General features: G+C 61.9%; 16 protein-coding genes and 1 pseudogene. 9 read left to right on the top strand and 8 right to left on the bottom strand.

The genetic code is table 11. From position 1 onward, the window contains the following. Positions 1-428: pseudogene (locus tag CKW32_RS22290) on the top strand (L-arabinose ABC transporter permease AraH); the annotation flags it as partial. Between the two features lie 1303 nt (positions 429-1731). Here CKW32_RS22290 and CKW32_RS22285 read toward each other — a convergent pair. After that, positions 1732-2880 (bottom strand): aldose epimerase family protein, encoded by a 1149-nt coding sequence (locus CKW32_RS22285; protein WP_095186025.1) that lies wholly within the window; start codon positions 2878-2880, stop codon positions 1732-1734. A 137-nt stretch (positions 2881-3017) separates the two neighbouring features. Between CKW32_RS22285 and CKW32_RS22280 the strand changes: the two genes are divergently transcribed. Continuing rightward, positions 3018-3785, top strand: a complete 768-nt coding sequence (locus CKW32_RS22280; RefSeq protein WP_032888373.1) for an SDR family NAD(P)-dependent oxidoreductase — start codon at positions 3018-3020, stop codon at positions 3783-3785. A 137-nt stretch (positions 3786-3922) separates the two neighbouring features. On the opposite strand, the gene CKW32_RS22275 is transcribed toward CKW32_RS22280, so the two are convergent. Genes CKW32_RS22275 through CKW32_RS22265 form a run of 3 tightly spaced genes read right to left on the bottom strand, consistent with a single transcriptional unit; the run spans position 3923 to position 6029 of the window. Continuing rightward, complete coding sequence (locus CKW32_RS22275; protein ID WP_095186024.1) at positions 3923-4519, bottom strand: glutathione S-transferase; 597 nt, start codon at positions 4517-4519, stop codon at positions 3923-3925. 38 nt (positions 4520-4557) lie between these two features. After that, on the bottom strand, positions 4558-5070 hold the full coding sequence (mug, locus tag CKW32_RS22270; RefSeq protein WP_095186023.1) for a G/U mismatch-specific DNA glycosylase: 513 nt from the start codon (positions 5068-5070) through the stop codon (positions 4558-4560). Next, positions 5067-6029 (bottom strand): AraC family transcriptional regulator, encoded by a 963-nt coding sequence (locus CKW32_RS22265; RefSeq protein ID WP_032888402.1) that lies wholly within the window; start codon positions 6027-6029, stop codon positions 5067-5069. The genes mug and CKW32_RS22265 overlap by 4 nt, the downstream gene beginning before the upstream one ends. 100 nt (positions 6030-6129) lie before the next feature. On the opposite strand from CKW32_RS22265, the gene CKW32_RS22260 reads away from it, so the two are divergent. Beyond that, entirely contained in the window at positions 6130-7365 is a 1236-nt protein-coding gene (locus tag CKW32_RS22260) for an MFS transporter (protein WP_095186022.1), read from the top strand. A 44-nt stretch (positions 7366-7409) separates the two neighbouring features. Further along, complete coding sequence (yghU, locus tag CKW32_RS22255; protein WP_095186021.1) at positions 7410-8243, top strand: glutathione-dependent disulfide-bond oxidoreductase; 834 nt, start codon at positions 7410-7412, stop codon at positions 8241-8243. Between the two features lie 124 nt (positions 8244-8367). Here yghU and CKW32_RS22250 read toward each other — a convergent pair whose 3' ends face one another. From CKW32_RS22250 to CKW32_RS22240, 3 genes are read right to left on the bottom strand one after another with little or no spacing between them, the layout of a single operon-like run. Further along, complete coding sequence (locus tag CKW32_RS22250) at positions 8368-9294, bottom strand: sugar ABC transporter substrate-binding protein (RefSeq protein WP_032888387.1); 927 nt, start codon at positions 9292-9294, stop codon at positions 8368-8370. 19 nt (positions 9295-9313) lie between these two features. Then, on the bottom strand, positions 9314-10093 hold the full coding sequence (locus CKW32_RS22245) for a TIM barrel protein (RefSeq protein ID WP_095186020.1): 780 nt from the start codon (positions 10091-10093) through the stop codon (positions 9314-9316). Beyond that, positions 10090-11094, bottom strand: a complete 1005-nt coding sequence (locus tag CKW32_RS22240; protein WP_095186019.1) for a Gfo/Idh/MocA family oxidoreductase — start codon at positions 11092-11094, stop codon at positions 10090-10092. Before CKW32_RS22240 ends, CKW32_RS22245 begins: the two co-directional genes overlap by 4 nt. Before the next feature lie 185 nt (positions 11095-11279). Here CKW32_RS22240 and CKW32_RS22235 point away from each other — a divergent pair, with 185 nt between their 5' ends. Next, positions 11280-13241 carry a sigma-54-dependent Fis family transcriptional regulator gene (locus CKW32_RS22235; protein ID WP_095186018.1) on the top strand — a complete coding sequence of 654 codons (1962 nt, stop codon included), beginning with the start codon at positions 11280-11282 and terminating at the stop codon, positions 13239-13241. An 844-nt stretch (positions 13242-14085) separates the two neighbouring features. Here the strand turns inward: CKW32_RS22235 and CKW32_RS22230 are convergent. Beyond that, positions 14086-15135: a LacI family DNA-binding transcriptional regulator gene (locus tag CKW32_RS22230; protein WP_095186017.1), complete on the bottom strand. Its 1050-nt coding sequence runs from the start codon at positions 15133-15135 to the stop codon at positions 14086-14088. Between the two features lie 161 nt (positions 15136-15296). On the opposite strand from CKW32_RS22230, the gene CKW32_RS22225 reads away from it, so the two are divergent. From CKW32_RS22225 to CKW32_RS22210, 4 genes are read left to right on the top strand one after another with little or no spacing between them, the layout of a single operon-like run. Then, positions 15297-16391: a fatty acid desaturase family protein gene (locus CKW32_RS22225; RefSeq protein ID WP_095186016.1), complete on the top strand. Its 1095-nt coding sequence runs from the start codon at positions 15297-15299 to the stop codon at positions 16389-16391. Between the two features lie 27 nt (positions 16392-16418). Continuing rightward, complete coding sequence (locus CKW32_RS22220; RefSeq protein WP_032888397.1) at positions 16419-16739, top strand: MocE family 2Fe-2S type ferredoxin; 321 nt, start codon at positions 16419-16421, stop codon at positions 16737-16739. Positions 16740-16741: 2 nt separating this feature from the next. After that, entirely contained in the window at positions 16742-17941 is a 1200-nt protein-coding gene (locus tag CKW32_RS22215) for an NAD(P)/FAD-dependent oxidoreductase (RefSeq protein WP_095186015.1), read from the top strand. Between the two features lies 1 nt (position 17942). Continuing rightward, positions 17943-18767 carry a sugar phosphate isomerase/epimerase gene (locus tag CKW32_RS22210; RefSeq protein WP_095186014.1) on the top strand — a complete coding sequence of 275 codons (825 nt, stop codon included), beginning with the start codon at positions 17943-17945 and terminating at the stop codon, positions 18765-18767. Positions 18768-18914 lie beyond the last annotated feature (147 nt).

Raw genomic sequence — 18914 nt, 5'->3', positions numbered from 1 at the left:
TGTGCTTTGTGTTTTTCGGCTGGCTGCTGAACTACACCACCTACGGGCGCAACACCATGGCCATCGGCGGCAACCCGGAAGCGGCGTTGCTGGCAGGGGTGAACGTTGACCGCACCAAGATCCTGATCTTCGCCGTGCACGGCCTGATCGGCGCGTTGGCCGGGGTGATCCTCGCCTCGCGCATGACCTCGGGCCAGCCGATGATCGGGCAGGGTTTTGAGCTGACGGTGATCTCGGCCTGTGTACTGGGCGGGGTGTCGTTGAGTGGTGGGATTGGCATGATCCGCCATGTGATCGCGGGGGTGTTGATCCTGGCGATCATCGAGAACGCGATGAACCTGAAGAACATCGACACGTTTTATCAATACGTAATCCGCGGTTCGATCCTGCTACTGGCGGTGGTCATCGACCGCATGAAACAGCGCTGATCCAGACCCTATAAAGGCCAAATGTGGGAGGGGGCTTGCTCCCGATAGCAGTGGGTCAGGTAATGAATATGTAGCTGACCCACTGCAATCGGGAGCAAGCCCCCTCCCACAGTTTTAATCGGCGGAGAATTTAAATACGGTGTTCTGGTTGTAAGTTTGTCCTGGGTTCATCAATACGTAATCCGCGGTTCGATCCTGTTGTTGGCGGTGGTCATAGACCGCATGAAACAACGCTGATCCAGACCCTATGAAAGCCGAATGTGGGAGGGGGCTTGCTCCCGATAGCAGTGGGTCAGGTAATGAATATGTAGCTGACACACCGCCATCGGGAGCAAGCCCCCTCCCACAGTTTTAATCGGCGGAGAATTTGAACACGGTGTTCTGGTTGTAAGTTTGTCCTGGGTTCATCAATACGTAATCCGCGGTTCGATCCTGTTGTTGGCGGTGGTCATCGACCGCATGAAACAACGCTGTTCCAAACTCTATAAAGGCCAAATGTGGGAGGGGGCTTGCTCCCGATAGCAGTGGGTCAGGTAATGAATATGTAGCTGACACACCGCCATCGGGAGCAAGCCCCCTCCCACAGTTTTAATCGGTGGAAAATTTGAACACGGTGTTCTGGTTGTAAGTTTGTCCTGGGTTCATCAATACGTGATCTGCGGTTTGATCCTGTTGTTGGCGGTGGTCATCGACCGCATGAAACAACGCTAAACCCTCGCCATGTGAAGCCCAAAATGTGGGAGGGGGCTTGCTCCCGATAGCAGTGGGTCAGGTAATGAATATGTAGCTGACACACTGCAATCGGGAGCAAGCCCCCTCCCACAGTTTTAATCGGCGGAGAATTTGAATACGGTGTTTTGGCTGTAAGTTTGTCCTGGGTTCATCAATACGTGATCTGCGGTTTGATCCTGTTGTTGGCGGTGGTCATCGACCGTATGAAACAACGCTAAACCCTCGCCATGTGAAGCCCAAAATGTGGGAGGGGGCTTGCTCCCGATAGCAGTGGGCCAGGTAATGAATATGTAGCTGACACACCGCCATCGGGAGCAAGCCCCCTCCCACAGTTTTAATCGGCGGAGAATTTGAACACGATGTTCTGGCTGTAAGTTTGTCCTGGGTTCATCAATACGTGATCTGCGGTTTGATCCTGCTACTGGCGGGGGGCATCGACCGCATGAAACAACGCTGATCCAAACCCTATGAGGTTCAAATGTGGGAGGGGGCTTGCTCCCGATAGCAGTGGGTCAGGTAATGAATATGTAGCTGACACACTGCAATCGGGAGCAAGCCCCCTCCCACAGTTTTAATCGGCGGTGAATTTGAAGACGGTGTTCTGGGTGTAGGTCTGTCCTGGGTTCAGGCGAGTTGAGGCGAAGTTTGGTTGGTTAGGCGCATCCGGAAAGTGCTGGGTCTCCAAGGTGAAACCACTCCAGTGCAGGTAAGTCTTGCCGCCTTTACCCTTCACCGAACCATCAAGGAAGTTGCTGGTATAGAACTGCACGCCCGGTTCGCTGGTGTAGAGCTGCAAACGCCGGCCTGACTCTGGGTCATGCACCTCGGCGGCGAGTTGCTTCACGTCCCTCTTGGTGTCCAGCGCCCAGTTGAAGTCAAACCCACCTTGCTTTGGCTCGGCAAATTTGAGCTGCGGATGATCCTCCTTGATGTGTTGGCCGATCGGCGTCGGTTTCAGGAAGTCCATCGGCGTACCCTTGACGGGCGCCAGTTCGCCGGTAGGAATCAGGGTGGCATTCACTGGCGTGTAATGACTGGCGTGCAAGGTCGCGACTTGCTTGAGAATGTCGCCATTGCCTGCACCGGCGAGGTTGAAGTAGCTGTGATTGGTGAGGTTGAGCACCGTAGGTTTATCGGTGGTGGCGGTGTAGTCGATGTGCAGTTCGTTCTTGTCGTTGAGGCGGTATGTGACCTCGGTTTTCAGATTACCGGGGAAACCCATCTCGCCGTCCTTGGACAGGTAGCTCAGCTTCACGCCGACTGAGTCCTTGTCCTTGACCGTCTCGGCCTTCCACACCTGCTTGTCGAAGCCCTGGGCGCCGCCATGCAGCGAGTTGGGGCCATCGTTGAGCGGCACCTGGAAGCGCTTGCCGTCGAGTTCAAAGGCGCCACCGGCGAGGCGGTTGCCAAAGCGGCCGATGGTCGCGCCAAAGAATGCCGTACCGCTCTGATAGCCTTGCACGTCGTCAAAGCCCAGCACTACATCGTCGACCTTGCCGTGTTTGTCCGGCACTTTCAGCGACTGCAAGACGCCGCCGTAGGTAATCACCGTGGCTTGCATGCCGTGGCTGTTGCGCAAAATGTATTGTTCGACGGCGGTGCCGTCGTTGGTTTTACCGAAAGGTTTTTGCTCGCTGCTCAGGCCGGCCGCCTGGGCGCCGCCGCTGGCGATCATCATGGACAGCGCCAGGCCAGACAGCAGGTATCGAGGGTGCTTCATGGTCGAACTTCCTTTTGTTGTTTTGAGTGGAATAGTTCTACTAATAGCGATATTTTGTTGGTGTGACAGCGAATTTATAGCCTTTAACGCCAATTTCGTAAAATAAAATAAGACTAATTGATCGAGGCAACCGTTATATGAGTACTGCGCAGGCTGTTTATCCGGACCTTGAAGGCAAAACCGTGCTGGTGTCTGGTGGTGCTTCGGGCATCGGTGAGTTCATGGTGCGGGCCTTTGCCGCGCAAGGCGCCAAGGTCGGCTTTGTGGACCGCGCGCAAAGCCAGGGCGATCGGCTGGCCGCGTTGTTGAGCTCGAAGGGGCATACGGTGGAATTCGTGTGCTGCGACATCACCGATGAAATCGCCTACAAGGCCGCCATCGAGCGTTTCGAGCATTCGTTGGGGCCGATCACCGTGTTGGTGAACAACGCCGCCAACGACGTGCGTCACACCCTGGAAGAGGTCGACTCGGACACCTTCGACAAGCTGATCTCGGTCAACCTCAAGCACGCCTTCTTTGCGGCCAAGGCCGTGGTGCCGATGATGAAAGCTGCCGGCGGCGGCGCGATCATCAACCTCGGCTCGGTCGGCTGGATGATGGCTTCCGCCGGCTACCCGGTGTACGCCGCCAGCAAGGCCGCTGCCCACGGCATGACCCGGGGGTTGGCGCGGGAGTTGGGGCCTCACCATATCCGCGTCAACACGTTGGTGCCGGGGTGGGTCATGACCGAGAAGCAACTGGCGATGTGGGTGGACGATGCGGCCAAGGAACTGATCGCCCGCAGCCAGTGCCTGCCCGGCAGCGTCCTGCCGGAACACATCGCCAATATGGCGTTGTTTCTCGCCTCGGATGCCTCGGCGATGTGTTCGGCGCAGAATTTTATTGTGGATGGCGGTTGGGTCTGAGCCGAACACCCTCTCTCAGACAACACAGACCAATGTGGGAGGGGGCTTGCCCCCGATAGCGGTGGTTCAGGCAGTACTTCTATGACTGACCCACCCTTATCGGGGGCAAGCCCCCTCCCACATTTGAACTGCGGTGCTTAGGCGATGGGGTAACGCTTGAACGCCGCATGCTGCTCCAGTCGTTCGGTATGCCGGGCCAGGTTGGGGAATGCATCCGCCTTGACCACCGACGCCACTGTGAACTGGCTGAACGACCACGCCACCGCCGCCGTAATCGACGCCTGGGTCAGTGCTTCGCTGTCGCCCAGTTGCTTGTCCAGCAACGCATAAGCCGCGAGCAGTTGGCCGGTCACGCGCTCAAGCCACGGCGCATGCAGCTTCTCGGCCGGGCGCAGGTTGTGCTCATAGACGATCTGCACGCTCTTCTCACAGGCCGCCAGCGCCAGTCCCAGAACGTGCAAGTCTTTGGCAAGTGCCGCAGGTTGCAGGGGCAGCAGCTTTTTGTCCGACGGGGCCAAGGCTTCGAGGTAATCCAGGATCAGGCTGGAATCCATCAATACCGTGCCATCGTCCAGCACCAGGGTAGGGGCCTTGACCACCGGATTGATCTGCGCAAATTCGTTGAAGGTGCTGAACACGGACAAGGGTTCATGCACAAAACTCACCCCGTACAGATCCAGGGAAATTGCCACGCGGCGTACGTAAGGCGAGTCCAGCATGCCGACCAGTTTCATGAAGCCTCCATTGCTATCAGGGTGATGAGCTCAAGAGATTAAGGGCACTCGGTCGCCCGGCGCAATTGTTGATACGCCTGCACCAACTGCTCCAGGCTGAACGCCAGGTTGCGTCCGCTGGGGTTGGGCAGCACCCACACTGACGCACCGCCCAACACCGTTGGCTGCAAGCCCCAGGCGATCTCGCGCTGGCCGCTCAATGCGCTGTAGCCGGGCTTGCCCAGGAACGCTACAAAGCGCGGCGCGCAGTGGCGGATCTTCTGTTCGAAGCCCGTCGCGGCCTGGGTGAACTCATGGCGTGCCAATTCGTCCGCGCTGGCCGTGGGGCGTTCCACCAACGTGGTCAGGCCGCAGTGGTAGTGCAACAGCGTACGGCCGTGTTCCGGGCGGATTTCGTGGGGGGTGAACCCGGCCAGATGCAAGGTGCGCCAGAAGCGGTTGCTGCGGTTGGCGAAGTGCAGGCCGAGGGCGGCGGAACCCTTGCCGGGGTTGATGCCGCAGAACACCACGTTCAGGTGGTCGGCGAGGATGTCTTCCAGCCCGGCGTTCATGCCGGGCTCCTGAAGCCTTGGCGGCTGGCGCCCGGCGGTTGCCCGGTGATGCGTTTGTAGGCGCGACTGAAGGCCGCCTGGGAGGTATAGCCGAGGCGGTACGCCACTTCTTCGATGGGCAGCCGCTCCAGGGTCAGCCACTGGCTGGCGAGGCGCATGCGCAGCTCGGTCACGTAACGCAGCGGCGGTACCCCCAGGGTCGCCTGGAAACGATCCGCGAACACCGAGCGTGAGGTATGACAGTGCGCCGCCAGTTCGGCCACGCTCCAGTCGCGCCCCGGTTGCTGGTGCAGGGCGAGCAGGGCGCCGGCCAGGCGGGTGTCGCGCAACGCGGCCGCGAGGCCCGAAGCATTGGCGCAGGCGCACTCGACCCAGCCCCGCACGATCATCGCCGCCACCACATCGGCCAGGCGCGCAAGGATGCCGGCATAACCGACGCGGGCGCTGGAGACTTCGCGTTCCATCACCGCCAGGATCGGCATCAAGCCGGGGTAACGCTGGCCGCCGGCGTCGATCAGCATCAAGGCCGGCATCAGGTTGCCGAGGCCCTGGATGCTGTCGAGCTCGAACTCCATGCAGGCGCTGAACAGCAGGGTGCTGGAGGGAGCAAAGGGCGAGGCATTCACCGCGCACACGGTATCGCCCAGCGGTGCAGCGTCGAAGCTGGCGATGTCCTGCACGGGGTCATCCGGTTTGGATAACAGCGCATGGGCGCCACCGTGGGCGATAAACACCGCATTGCCGGCCGACAACTCAAAGAGGCTGCCGTCGTGCAGGCGCAGGGTCGCGCAGCCGGCGGCCAGGAAATGGAAATACGCGTGGCCGGGCTTGGCCGCAAAGCTGATACCGAACACCGGCCCGGCCTGGATGCGCCGGTACTGCACGCCGCGCAGGCGCATGCTGCGCAGCAGCTCATTGATCAGCTCGGAGGACAGGTTGAATGCGTTGTCGACTGGCATATTCGGGGTTTTGGTCAAGAACTCAAGGGTTTGAATCATAGATCATCCTGATGGGCATACCTAGACTGGCCATCACGTAAATGCCTGAGGATGTCCTGTGATGAATGATTGTGTGTCCCATGCCCCTGTCGATGGCAGGGCAGAACCGACCACGCCGGCCTGGATGGCGGTGTTTTCCCTGGCGATGGGCGTGTTCGGCCTGCTCACGGCGGAGTACCTGCCGGCCAGCCTGCTGACGCCGATGGCCTTGGACCTGGGCGTGTCGGAAGCGTTGGCCGGGCAAGCGGTCACGGTCACGGCGGTGGTGGCGTTGTTCGCCGGTTTGCTGGTGCCTGGCTTGACGCGCGGCATTGACCGGCGCCTGGTGCTGTTGGGGTTCTCCACGCTGATGATTGCGTCCAACCTGCTGGTGGCGTTCTCGTCCAGCCTCCTGGTGCTGTTGTTGATGCGCATCCTGCTGGGCATTGCCCTCGGCGGTTTCTGGAGCATGGCGGCGGCCGTTGCGATGCGCCTGGTACCGGCGGCGTTGCTGCCACGTGCCTTGTCGATCATCTTCAGCGGCATTGCGGTGGGTACCGTGGTCGCGGTGCCATTGGGCAGCTACCTGGGGGACCTGTATGGCTGGCGCAGTGCATTTGTGGCTGCGGCCGCCGTCGGCGTAGTGACCCTGGCCTTCCAGCTGTTCACGCTGCCGCGCCTGGCACCCAGCGGCACCGCGCGCCTGCGCACCGTGCTTGATGTATTACTGCGCCCCGGCATTGCCATCGGCATGTTCGGCTGCGTGCTGGTGCACACCGGGCACTTCGCGCTGTTTACCTACATTCGCCCGTTTCTGGAAAGCGCCACCGGGGTCGGCACCCAAGGGCTAGCGTTGATGCTGCTGGGGTTTGGCGCGGCGAATTTTGTCGGTACGCTGCTGGCCGGGTGGTTGCTGGTGCGCAACCCGCGGGGAACCCTGGTGTTGATGCCGGTCCTGGTGGGCGTCGCTGCGTTGGCCCTGGTGTTGCTGCCCGCGTCACTGCCGGGTCAGGCATTGCTCCTGGCGCTGTGGGGCATGGCCTTTGGCGGGGTGCCGGTGGCGTGGTCGAACTGGGTGGCGCGTGCGGTGCCGGATCAGGCCGAAAGTGCCGGTGGCATGGTGGTCGCTTCGGTGCAATCGGCCATCGCGGCGGGTGCGGCGGGCGGGGGCGCGATGTTCAGTGCCACCGGCATCGACGGGGTGTTTCTGGGCGCGGGTTGCTTGATGCTGCTGGCGGCCTTGTTGATCGCGCTGCGAGTGCAGGTGCCCCGGCACGCTGCGGCGGGGAGTGTGACGCACCACCCGTCTTTGGTTTAGTCTCAAGCGCTTCGCTGATCGCAAACGCTTCTGGAGCCGTAAGCATGACCGAATATGTACCCCCGAAAGTCTGGACCTGGGAAACCGAAAGCGGCGGCACCTTCGCCAGCATCAACCGGCCCATCGCCGGTGCGACCCACGACAAAGAACTGCCCATCGGCAAGCACCCGTTGCAGCTGTACTCCCTGGCCACGCCCAACGGGCAGAAGGTCACTATCCTGCTCGAAGAGTTGCTGGCCCTGGGGCGCAGCGGTGCGGAATACGACGCCTGGCTGATCAAGATCGGCGACGGCGATCAGTTTGGCAGCGGCTTTGTCGGCGTGAACCCGAACTCCAAGATCCCCGCCTTGATGGACCACAGCGGCCCCACGCCGATTCGTGTGTTCGAGTCCGGCGCGATCCTGCAATACCTGGCCGAGAAGTTCGGCGCGTTCTTCCCCACCGAGCCTGCGGCCCGTGCGGAGTGTTTGTCATGGTTGTTCTGGCAGATGGGCAGCGCGCCCTACCTGGGCGGTGGCTTCGGGCATTTCTACGCGTACGCGCCTAGCAAGATGGAATACCCGATCAACCGCTTCGCCATGGAGGCCAAGCGTCAGCTGGACGTGCTGGATAAGCGCCTGGCGGTGAGTGAGTACATTGCCGGTGATGAATACACCATTGCCGACATTGCGATCTGGCCGTGGTACGGCGGGTTGGTCAAAGGCCGCTTGTATGGAGCTGCGGAATTTTTGTCGGTGCATGAGTACAAGCATGTGCAGCGCTGGGCCGATGCGATTGATGCACGGCCGGCGGTGCAGCGTGGCCGGCGGGTGAATCGGGTGTCTGGCGAACCCCAGGAACAGTTGGCCGAGCGGCATGACGCGAGCGACCTGGACTGATTGAGATCCAAGTGTGGGAGGGGGCTTGCCCCCGATAGCGGTGGATCAGTCACGGATGTATCAACTGACCTAATGCTATCGGGGGCAAGCCCCCTCCCACACTTGGATGTCCTTATCTTCGATTTTATTTGTAGCGCTGTTCGAACACCGCCACCTGTTCAGGTTTGATGAGTTCGAACGGCACCCACACCTCCGACTCAATCGGCTCACCCTTGATCATCTTGATTGCCGACTCCACGGCCTTGCTCGCCTGGGCCTTGGGGTCCTGGAACACCGACGCCGCCAGCATCCCCCGCTTGACCGCCGCCAGCCCGTCCGGCAAACCGTCGATACCGACAATCGCCACTTCGCCCTTGGCCTTGCCCGATTGCTGCAACGCCATGGCCGCGCCAATCGCCATTTCATCGTTGTTGGCCACGATGGCATCGAACTGCGTGCCCGCCAGCAGCCAGTTGCTGGTTAGGTCCATGCTTTTGCTGCGTTGCCATTCGGCGCTTTGCTGCTCCACCACCTTCATGCCCGGAAACTCCTTGAGCACCTGCTTGGCGCCTTCAGTACGGTCGTGGGTGGCGTTCTGCGCAAGGTCGCCCATGATGATCGCCACGGTGCCCTTGCCGCCGAGTTTTTCCGCCAGGTAGCGCATCTGCAATTGCCCGGCCTCAATGTCGTTGGAGGCCACTGTTACCACGCCCTTGGGCAGCGTGCGTTCATCCGGGTGGCGGTTGACGTACACCAGAGGTGTCTTGGCCGCCACTGCCGCGCGCGTCATGTTGGCGGTGGCGGAGGTGTCCACCGGCAGTACGATGACCGCGTCGACTTTCTGATTGAGAAAACCTTCGACCTGATTGAGCTGGCGCACCACGTCGCCCTGGGCGTCTTCGAACTGGATCTGTACGCCGTGCTGTTTGGCGGCACTGTCCAAGCCGTTGCGCACGTAGGTCATGAAGTTATCGTCGACCCTGGCAATGCTCACGCCAATACGGTAATCGGCGAAGGACCATGGGCTAACCAACAGCAACAGCGTGGCAACGATCAATGAATAACGATGCATGAGAGGGGTCCTTTTATTGTTATAGGGTGAACGCTTGACGGAAGCGTTCCAGGGCTAACTCGCTGTCGCCGCTGGCCCAGCCTTCCAGGCCGACGACGCCACTGTAGCCTATGTCGTGCAAGGCCCTGGCGATGGCCGGGTAGTGGATTTCTCCCGTGCCAGGCTCTTTACGTCCGGGCACGTCGGCTACCTGGATTTCACCGATGGCGCTGCCTGCGCGCTGAATCAGTTCGATCAGGTTTCCTTCGCCGATTTGTGCGTGGTAGAGGTCCAGGTTCATCTTGACGTGCGGGCTGCCCACGGCTTCGATCAGCGCCAGCGTGTCCTCGGCCCGGGCGAACGGAACGCCAGGGTGGTCGACTTCGGTGTTGAGGTTTTCCAGCAGGAACACGCGGCCAGCGTCTTCACCCAGGCGTGCAATTTTCTCCAGGGTCTTGCAGGCGCTCAGCCACATGCGGCCGGTGGTCTGGCTCGCGGGCTGCACTGGCAGGCCGCCTTCGCCCAGGCCGGTACCGTGCAGGTTCAGACTGGGACAATTCAGGCGTTCGGCGATGCCCAAGGATTCCCGGGCGCTGTCGAGCAATTGGCGGATGCCATCGGGGTCGGTGAGGGTACCGCTGATGTAGCCAGTCATCGAGGTGAAATCGGCACCGGTGGCCACCAGGGCGTTGATGTCCTTGTTGGTCCAGTCCCAGATTTCGGCGCTGAAGCCCAGTGCATGAATGCGTTTGACGCGCTCGACGAAGGGCAGGTCGAGGAACACCATCTCAGCGCTGATCGCCAGCTTGAACGGGATCATAGGGCCACCGCCTTGCCTTGCTCGTACGACGTGATGCACGCACGAGCAATCGCCAGGGCCGCGCGCGCATCTTCGCCGCTGGCCAGGGGTTTGGCGCCAGTGCGCAGGCAGTCGACGAAGTGGTTGAGTTCGGCGACGTAAGCATCGCGCAGCAGGTCGGTGTCCAGGCGCTGGGTGTCGGCCTGAATGCCTTGGGCCAGATAGCGCACTAGGTCGGATTCCTGCACGCCGCCCATGGTCAGCATGCCGGCGCTGCCGAAGACTTCGCCGCGCACATCGTAGCCATACACGGCCTGGAAGTTGGCTTCGGCGGTGGCAATCGCACCGTTATCGAAGCGGATCGTGACCACTGCGGTGTCGAGAAAGCCTCTGCTTTTGAATTCCGGTGCGATCAGGGCGTCAGCCATCACCTGTACTGCTACCGCCTCGGCACCGGGGTTGAGGTAGCGCAGTGTGTCGAAGTCGTGGATCAGGGTTTCGAGGAAGATTACCCATTGTGGCGAGTTGGCTGGGTTGTTCAGCGCCGGGTCACGAGTCAGCGAGCGTAGCAGTTGTGGGGTGCCGATACGGCCGGCCAGCACGTCGAGGTGCGCGGTGCGAAAGCTCTTGGCGAAGCGGCGGTTGAAGCCGACCTGCAAGGGTACGTGGGCATCGGCGGCGGCAGCGATGGCGCGGTCGGCCTCATCCAGGGTGATGGCCATGGGTTTTTCGCAGAAGATCCCTTTGCCGGCACGGGCGGCGCTGATTACCAGGTCGGCGTGGCTGCGGGCAGGGGCGGCGATCAGCACGCCGTCGATGTTCGGGTCGTCAAGCAGCTGTTGCGGGTCGGTGTAGACCTTGTCCACACCCAGCTCCGCTGCCAGGCGTGCCGCTTGGCCTGGGGTTGGGTCGGCGATGGCGGCGAGGCTGGCACAGGGGATATGTCGCGCGGCAGTCAGGCCGTGGAAGCTGCCCATGCGACCAGCGCCGATCAAGCCCAGGCGAATGTTCTGTGTACTCATGTGGTGACCCCTTCTTATTGTTGGCCTCAGGACAGTCCTGATGGGCAAAGGGGTAGGAGCAAAGGCTGTGCCAATTTATAAGGTGTTGATAGTTAAGGGATTAAACGGACTCATTAAACGAAAAGTGTTCATTTTGATGACATGTCTATACTGGCATGTCAAAAACATGAACATGGATAAACGTGATGAGTATGGCGTTCAGCGTACAAGACCTCGACTACCTGACAGCGCTAGGGCCTGCTGCGCTGAATGACGGCCCGGTCGATGCATTGGAGCGGGCGTGGCGGGGTTGCCAGGAGCATTGGGTCGAACGCCCGGCCGACGTCCGCCAGATGATCTGGGATTCCTGGCGCCGCAGCGTCGAGGCAGGTATCGATCCTGCCGACAGCCAGTACCGTTTCGTCGACCCTCACATCCTGGCCGCCACCCTGGCCAGCCACCGCGTGTTGATCGCGGCCGCTGCCCAGGTCATGCATGGCCTGCTGGCCTACAACCCGCGCGGGCATATCAACCTCACCGATGCCGAAGGCACCACCCTGTATTTCTGCGGACTGGACATCACGCCCGTGGGCAGTCGGCTGTCGGAGTCGGTACAGGGCACCAACTGCACCGGCCTGGCCCTTGCCGAAGACCGCCTCGTGTACGTGCTGGCCGAAGAAAACTTCGCTGTCGGCCTGCGCCAGCGCCGCATGCACTGCGCCGCCGCGCCGATCAAGAATGCCCAGGGCCAGACCTTGGCGATGCTCACGCTGACCGCCGAACCCGGATGGTTTCATTTCCATACCCTGGGCACCGTGCAAGCCGCCGCTGAAGCGGTGTCACGGCAGATGGCCCTGCACGCATTGCTGCAAGAACAACAGGCCGTACTCGAAGTGCTTAACGAGGGCCTGGTGGTGCTGGACGAGCGCGGCTGCATCAAGGCGCTCAACCGCTACGCCCGGCAGTTGTTCCAGGTGGGACCGGAGTTGGTGGGCAGCCCCTTCCAGCGTCTGGGCCGCAGTGAGTTAAGCGACGCGCTGGGTGAGCCGGTGCGCGACCTTGATTGCACCTTCCACCTGCACGACCGCAGCCAACTGGCGTGCCTGGTCTCGGTGTGCCCGCTGGAGCAGGGCGGGGTGATCGTGTCGCTGCGCGAGAACCGGCGCATCCGCGAAATTACTCGGCGTCTTGTCGGCAGCCAGGCGCGCTACACGTTCGACACCATTCAGGGCACTTCGCGGGCCATCCAGGACGCGCTGCACTTGGCGCGCATCGCCAGTCGCAGTGATGCCACCACCCTGATCCTGGGGGAAAGCGGCACCGGCAAGGAGTTGTTCGCCCAGGCGATTCACAACGCCAGCGAGCGCTGCAATGGCCCGTTTGTGGCGGTCAACTGCGGCGCGATTCCACGGGATCTGGTGCAGAGTGAACTGTTCGGCCATGTCGAAGGCGCGTTCACCGGCTCGGCCCGTGGCGGCTCGGCGGGCAAGTTTGAATTGGCGGATGGCGGCACTATTTTCCTGGATGAGATCGGCGACATGTCCTTCGACGCCCAGGTCAGCTTGCTGCGGGTGTTGCAGGAAGGTGAAATTGCACGGGTCGGGGCAAAAAGCGCACGGCCAGTGGATGTGCGAATCATCGCCGCCACCCACCGCAACCTCAGCCAGGCGGTGGCCGAGGGCGCATTCCGCGAAGACCTCTACTACCGCCTCAATGTGCTGAACCTGACCGTGCCGCCGCTGCGCATGCGCCGTGAAGACATCCCGTTACTGGCGCGGCACTTCCTCACGCGCTGTGCGCGCTCGTTGCGTAAATCGGTGCAGGGTTTTTCGCCGGATGCGTTGGCGCTGCTCTCGGCCCACGGCTGGCCAGGCAATGTGCGGGAGTTGGAAAACGCCATCGAACGGGCGACCAACCTGGCCATGAGCGAGTGGATCCAGCCGGCCGATCTGCCCTTGGAAACCAGGCCTCGCCCGTTGGCCCGAACCTATGAACCGCAACCCGCCCAGGACCTGAGCAGCCACGAAATGCACGCCATCGTCACCGCACTCAAAAGCACCGGCGGCAACATCCGCCTGGCCGCGAAACAGCTGAACGTATCGCGGGGTGGGCTATACAACAAAATGAGCCGATTCGGGCTGAGCGCCGGGGATTTCCGAGGCATATGAGGACTAAGTGTGGGCGGGGGGGCGACGATTGCACTTGCGCTACACAACGCTTAACCGCTGACACCTAATGCTGTGGTGAGCGGGCTTGCCCCACTAAGGTCACCGCAGAGTGCCAGGAACAATCGAGGTGAAGGTTTTGGGGCCGCTTCGCAGCCCAGCGCGGGGCAAGCCCGCTCACCACAGAAGCAAACTCACCACAGAAGCAAACTCACCACAGAGGCAAGCTCACCACAGAGGCAAGCTCACCACAGAGGCAAGCTCACCACAGAGGCAAGCTCACCACAGAGGCAAGCTCACCACAGAGGCAAGCTCAGCACAGAGGCAAGTTCAGCACAGAGGCAAGCTCAGCGCAGAGGCAAGCTCACCACGGGGGCAAGCTCACCACAGAGGCAAGCTCACCACAGAGGCAAGCTCAGCGCAGAGGCAAGCTCACCACGGGGGCAAGCTCACCACAGAGGCAAGTTCAGCACAGAGGCAAGTTCACCACGGGGGCAAGTTCACCACAGAGGCAAGTTCACCACAGAAGCAAGCTCAAGCCGGGCCGAGGCGTTGAAGCTGCAGGGGTTGATTCGCCAGGTTTGGAACGATTGCCAAACCCGGGTCTGAAGGCTGCATTACGAGAGTGGGCACATTCCTTTGTGGTGAGCGGGCTTGCCCCGCGCTGGGCTGCGCAGCAGCCCCAAAACCTGCACCGGGATTTACTTGAAGAAATGCGGTGTTCTCAATGGGGGCCGCTTCGCAGCCCAGCGCGGGGCAAGCCCGCTCTCCACAACAGCGCGTTTGCCATAGACTCCGCATCCACTGGAAGGTGTGTAGAGACCTAGGCCTGTTCCGGGCAATCGCTTCAGTCACACATATTTTCGGAAGTCACAATCTGCGGCGCTATATGCACCCGATGCCGCGCCGGATCAAACCCCTCGGCACTCTGCAATTGCACCAACAACTCCACCAGTGCCACCGCCGTCTGCCGTGGCTGCGAGTCCATCACCACATCAACCAACCCCTGGCGCAGCGCCTGGCGAGACAGCTCCGTGGACTCCTGCAAAATGCAGCACAACGCCGGGCGCTTGGGCAACTGCGCCAGGGCGCTGATGATGCCGTCGCCGCCGCCGCCCACCACGCATAGGCCGCGCAGGTCGCTGTGGCGGGTGAGCAGATCGAGGGTGGCTTCTTCGGTGATGTCGCAGTTGTCCAGGTTGATCAGTGGTTCAAGTGGCTTGAGCCCAGGTGCGTGTTCGGCCAGGTAGCTGTGCAGGCCCTCGACCCGTGCCTGATGCCCCAGAAACCGGTGGCCGCCCAGTAAAATCCCGACGCTGCCTTTGCGTGCGCCACAGGTGCGGGCGAGCAACCAGCCCATGGTGCGTCCGACCACGTGGTTGTCCTGGCCGACATAAGGTTCCAAGGCGTGCTCGTGGATATCCGAGAGCAGGGCGACCACCGGCACGCCAGCTTCGCGGATCTGCGCCAGGCAAGCATTGATCAGCGGGTGGGCAAAGCTGACCACCGCCAGGGCATCACACTGCACGGCGAGTTGTTCGATCTGCGTGACGATGGCGCTGGGTGTGCGGTCGTTGATGTAGTCGAATTGGCAGGTCAGGTTGGCGGTGCCGTGATGCTCGGCGGCGTCGGCAATCGCCTGCGCCAAGTTGGCATAGAACGCCTGGGCTGTACCCAGCAACAGGATGCCGAAGCGATAGGTGGGCCGGCGTTCGCGGATGCGTTGGCCGATCAGCCGCGCAGCAAAGTAGCCCACGGCTTCGGCGGCCTGGAACACCTGTTCGGCGGTCTGCGGATTAACCGGCGCGCGTGCGTTCAATACCCGGTCGACCGTGGCCACACTCAGGCCCGCCTGGGCGGCGACGGTGGCGATGGTTGGGCGTTTATTGTTGTTCATGACAGCCCCCTTGAGCGTCTTGATAGAAAACTATCAAGCCCCGCTGGGCCTGGATGATAGCTTGATAGGGAATGGATTCAAGGCCTTGAGGGTGATTTAGCTGCGCTCTATCGTTGGTTTCGCAAAGCACCTGAAACCACCGCTTGCGGAGAACAATAACAATGCCCGAACACACCGTTCATAGCGCTCGGCGCGACTACAGCCTCACCGGCCCCGAAGCCGCCCGCGCCGCTGAAAAAGGCCTGGTCTCGGCCAGTTGGTACCAATCGCCGATTTCCCGTAAACGCATGAAAGAACTGATGCAGCGCCGCGACGGCCCGGCCTTGCGCGACACCGCCCTCTGGGTGAGCGCGCTGTTCGCCACCGGCTTCGGCGGCTACTGGTTCTGGGGCACTTGGGCCTGCGTGCCGTTTTTCCTCGCCTATGGGGTGCTCTACGGCACCGCGTCCAACCCGCGCTGGCATGAAACCGGCCACGGCACCGCGTTCAAGACCCGCTGGATGAACGACGTGCTGTACCAGGTCGCGAGTTTCATGTGCATCTTCGAACCCCACGTCTGGCGCTGGAGTCATGCCCGGCACCACACCGACACCATTGTGGTTGGCCGCGATCCGGAGATTGTCGAACCGCGCCCGCCGAGCTTCTTGATGATGTTTCTGAGCCTGTTCAATTTGCCGCTGGCCTGGAAGACCTTCAGCGGTGTGGCGCGCCATGCGGCCGGCCAGATGAGTGCCCAGGAAGCGGACTTTATCCCCGAGTCCGAATGGCCCAAGGTGTTCCGCGCCGCGCGGATCTGGGTCGGCATTTATGCGGTGGTCATCGGCACCGCGTTGTACCTGCACAGCTGGTTGCCGCTGATGCTGGTTGGGCTGCCGAGTATCTACGGCGCCTGGCTCGGCTACCTGTTTGGCCTCACCCAGCATGTGGGCCTGGCCGAAGACGTGCTCGACCACCGCAGCAACTGCCGCACCATCTACATGAACCGCGTGCTGCGCTTTCTCTACATGGACATGAACTACCACCTCGAACATCACATGTACCCGATGGTGCCGTACCACGCCCTTGCGCAGTTGCACGAGGAAATCCGCAATGACTGCCCACCGCCATACGCCACTATTTTCGAGGCGTACAGGGAGATCATTCCGACGATCCTGAAGCAGCGCAGCGACCCGACGTATTTCATCCAGAGGCCGATTGGCCCGAGTGCGGAACCGACTGCCCGCGCCCCAATGCATGCCGAAGCCGCCGCCAGCTGAACCTCATCTATAACAAGAGAAAACGCCATGAACGATCAATGGATCGACGTCTGCGCCGTGGGCGAAATAGACGAAGAAGATGTGCTGCGCTTCGATCACGGGCCGCACACCTACGCGGTTTACCGCTCGGCGGACAATGAGTTTTTCGCCACAGCAGGCCTGTGCACCCACGAGAAAATCCACCTCGCTGATGGCCTGGTGATGGACCACATCATCGAATGCCCCAAGCACAACGGACGCTTTGATTACCGCACCGGCAAGGCCATGGGCGCACCGGTGTGCGTCAATCTCAAGACCTACCCGGTGCGGGTCGAAGCGGGGCGGGTACTGCTCGCTGTCACGGCGTGATCATGAACGCACCCTTGATCATCGTCGGCGCCGGCCATGCTGGTGGCCGTGCGGCGCTGACCCTGCGCGAAGAGGGTTATACCGCACGCCTGATCCTGATCGGCGACGAGCCGCACTTGCCCTACGAGCGGCCGCCCCTGTCCAAGGGGGTGTTGCAGGGCAGCATGGACCTGGCGGGATGCAGCCTGTGCGACAGCGCCCGGCTGGCCGAGTTGGGCATCGAACATATCGCGGGTAACCCGGTCAGCCAATTGGACCCGCTTCAACAGCGTCTGCAATTGGCCGACGGCCAGTGGCTGTCCTACGCCGGCCTGTTGCTGGCTACCGGGGGCAGGGCGCGGCGTCTGCCCCAGGAACAGGCCAACGTGCTGTACCTGCGCACCCACGATGAAGCGCTGGCACTGAAATCCGCGTTGCAGCCCGGCGTGAAACTGGTGATTGTCGGCGGCGGCTTTATCGGCCTGGAAGTGGCCGCGACTGCCCGAGGCATGGACTGCGAAGTCACGGTGCTCGAAGCTGGGCCGCGCCTGGCCGGCCGCGTGTTGCCGCCGGTGATCAGCCAGGCGCTGCTGGATCTGCACCGCCAGCAAGGCGTGGACGTGCGCTTGAACGTGGCGCTGGAATCCATCCATGGCGATGCCGTGCAACTGGTCGACGGGCAGGTGCTGCCGTGTGACCTGGTGGTGGTCGGCATCGGCATGCAACCGAACATCGAGCTGGCCGTGGCGGCGGGGCTGGAGGTGGGGCAGGGCATTCGCGTTGACGCGCATTTACGCACCAGTGCGCCGGGCATCTACGCGGCAGGTGACGTTTGCGAGTTTCGCCTCGGCGGCGAGTACCAACGTCAGGAAACCTGGCGCAACGCCGAGGCTCAGGGGCGGCATGCCGCACTCAATATGCTGGGGCGCGAGGTCCCCTTTGAGGCGATCCCCGGCTTCTGGTCCGACCAGTACGACTGGGGCTTGCAGACCGTGGGCGTGATCACCCCGCACATGATCAGTCGCGTCTTGCCAGCCGGCGGCCTGTTGCTGTTCTACCTCGATGCGGACGCGCGGTTGCAAGGTGCGTGCGGCTGGGCGCCCGGCAACAGCGTCGCCAAGGACATCAAGCTGTGTGAGCGCCTGATCACCGCGCGCACTGTGCTCAACCCGTCCAGTCTGGCGGACCCTGAACTGTCCCTTAAACAATTGCTGCGGAGCTGATATGCGCCGATTCCTAGTGTTCCAATCCCTGTGGGCCATGCAAACCGAGCCCGGCCCGCTTGAAGCGCAGTTGGATCGAATCGCCGCTGCCGGCTTCGACGGCATCACCGATCACTACTGGAAGCCCGCCGCGGTGACACGCCTGCACGCCGCGGCCACGGCGCGGGGCTTACAGATCGAAGGCCAGCTTTTCCCTCAGTCGGTGGACGACCTGGCCGCCGCACTGGATGTGATCAGCCGCTACGGCTGCCACCACCTCACCCTGCAAGCCGACGTACGCCCGCGCACCCAGGCCGACGCGGCGCGGCTGGTCGAAGGTTGGCAGCGCCTGGCCGAGCAGGTGGATTTCCCGGTACTGCTGGAAACCCACCGTTATCGCCTGACCAACGACCTGCTGTTCACCCTCGACCTGCTGGCGCAAATGCCCGACTTGAAGTTGCTGGCCGACCTGTCCCACTACGTGGTCGGACGCGAATTGCCCGAACCGGGCGCGGTGGAGGACGATGAACAGATCCGCACGATCCTGCGTCACAGTTGGGGCTTTCATGGGCGCGTGGCGAGCAGCGAGCAGGTTCAGGTCTCAATGGAGTTCCCCCAGCATCACGCCTGGGTCGAACGGTTTACCGGCTGGTGGCGCTACGGTATTGAAGACTGGCTGGCTCGCCCGGACACAGGGCAGAGTCTGTCGTTCACCTGCGAACTGGGCCCCCCGCCGTATGCGATTACCGGTGCGGACGGGCGTGAAATCAGTGATCGCTGGGCCGAGGCGTTGAAGCTGCAGAGGATGATTCGCCAGGTTTGGAGCGATTGCCAAAGCCGGGTCTGAAGGCTGCAGTACGAGCGTGGGCATGTTCTTTGTAGTGAGCGGGCTTGCCCCGCGCTGGGCTGCGAAGCGGCCCCAAACCCTGCCCCCGGGATTTACCTGAAGAAACGCGGTGTTCTCAATGGGGCCGCTTCGCAGCCCAGCGCGGGT

The sequence above is a fragment of the Pseudomonas sp. Irchel 3H9 genome, from assembly GCF_900187495.1.
Lineage (GTDB): Bacteria > Pseudomonadota > Gammaproteobacteria > Pseudomonadales > Pseudomonadaceae > Aquipseudomonas > Aquipseudomonas sivasensis.
Note: the sequence above shows the minus strand (reverse complement) of the source record. Positions and strands in the feature narration are given on the sequence as shown.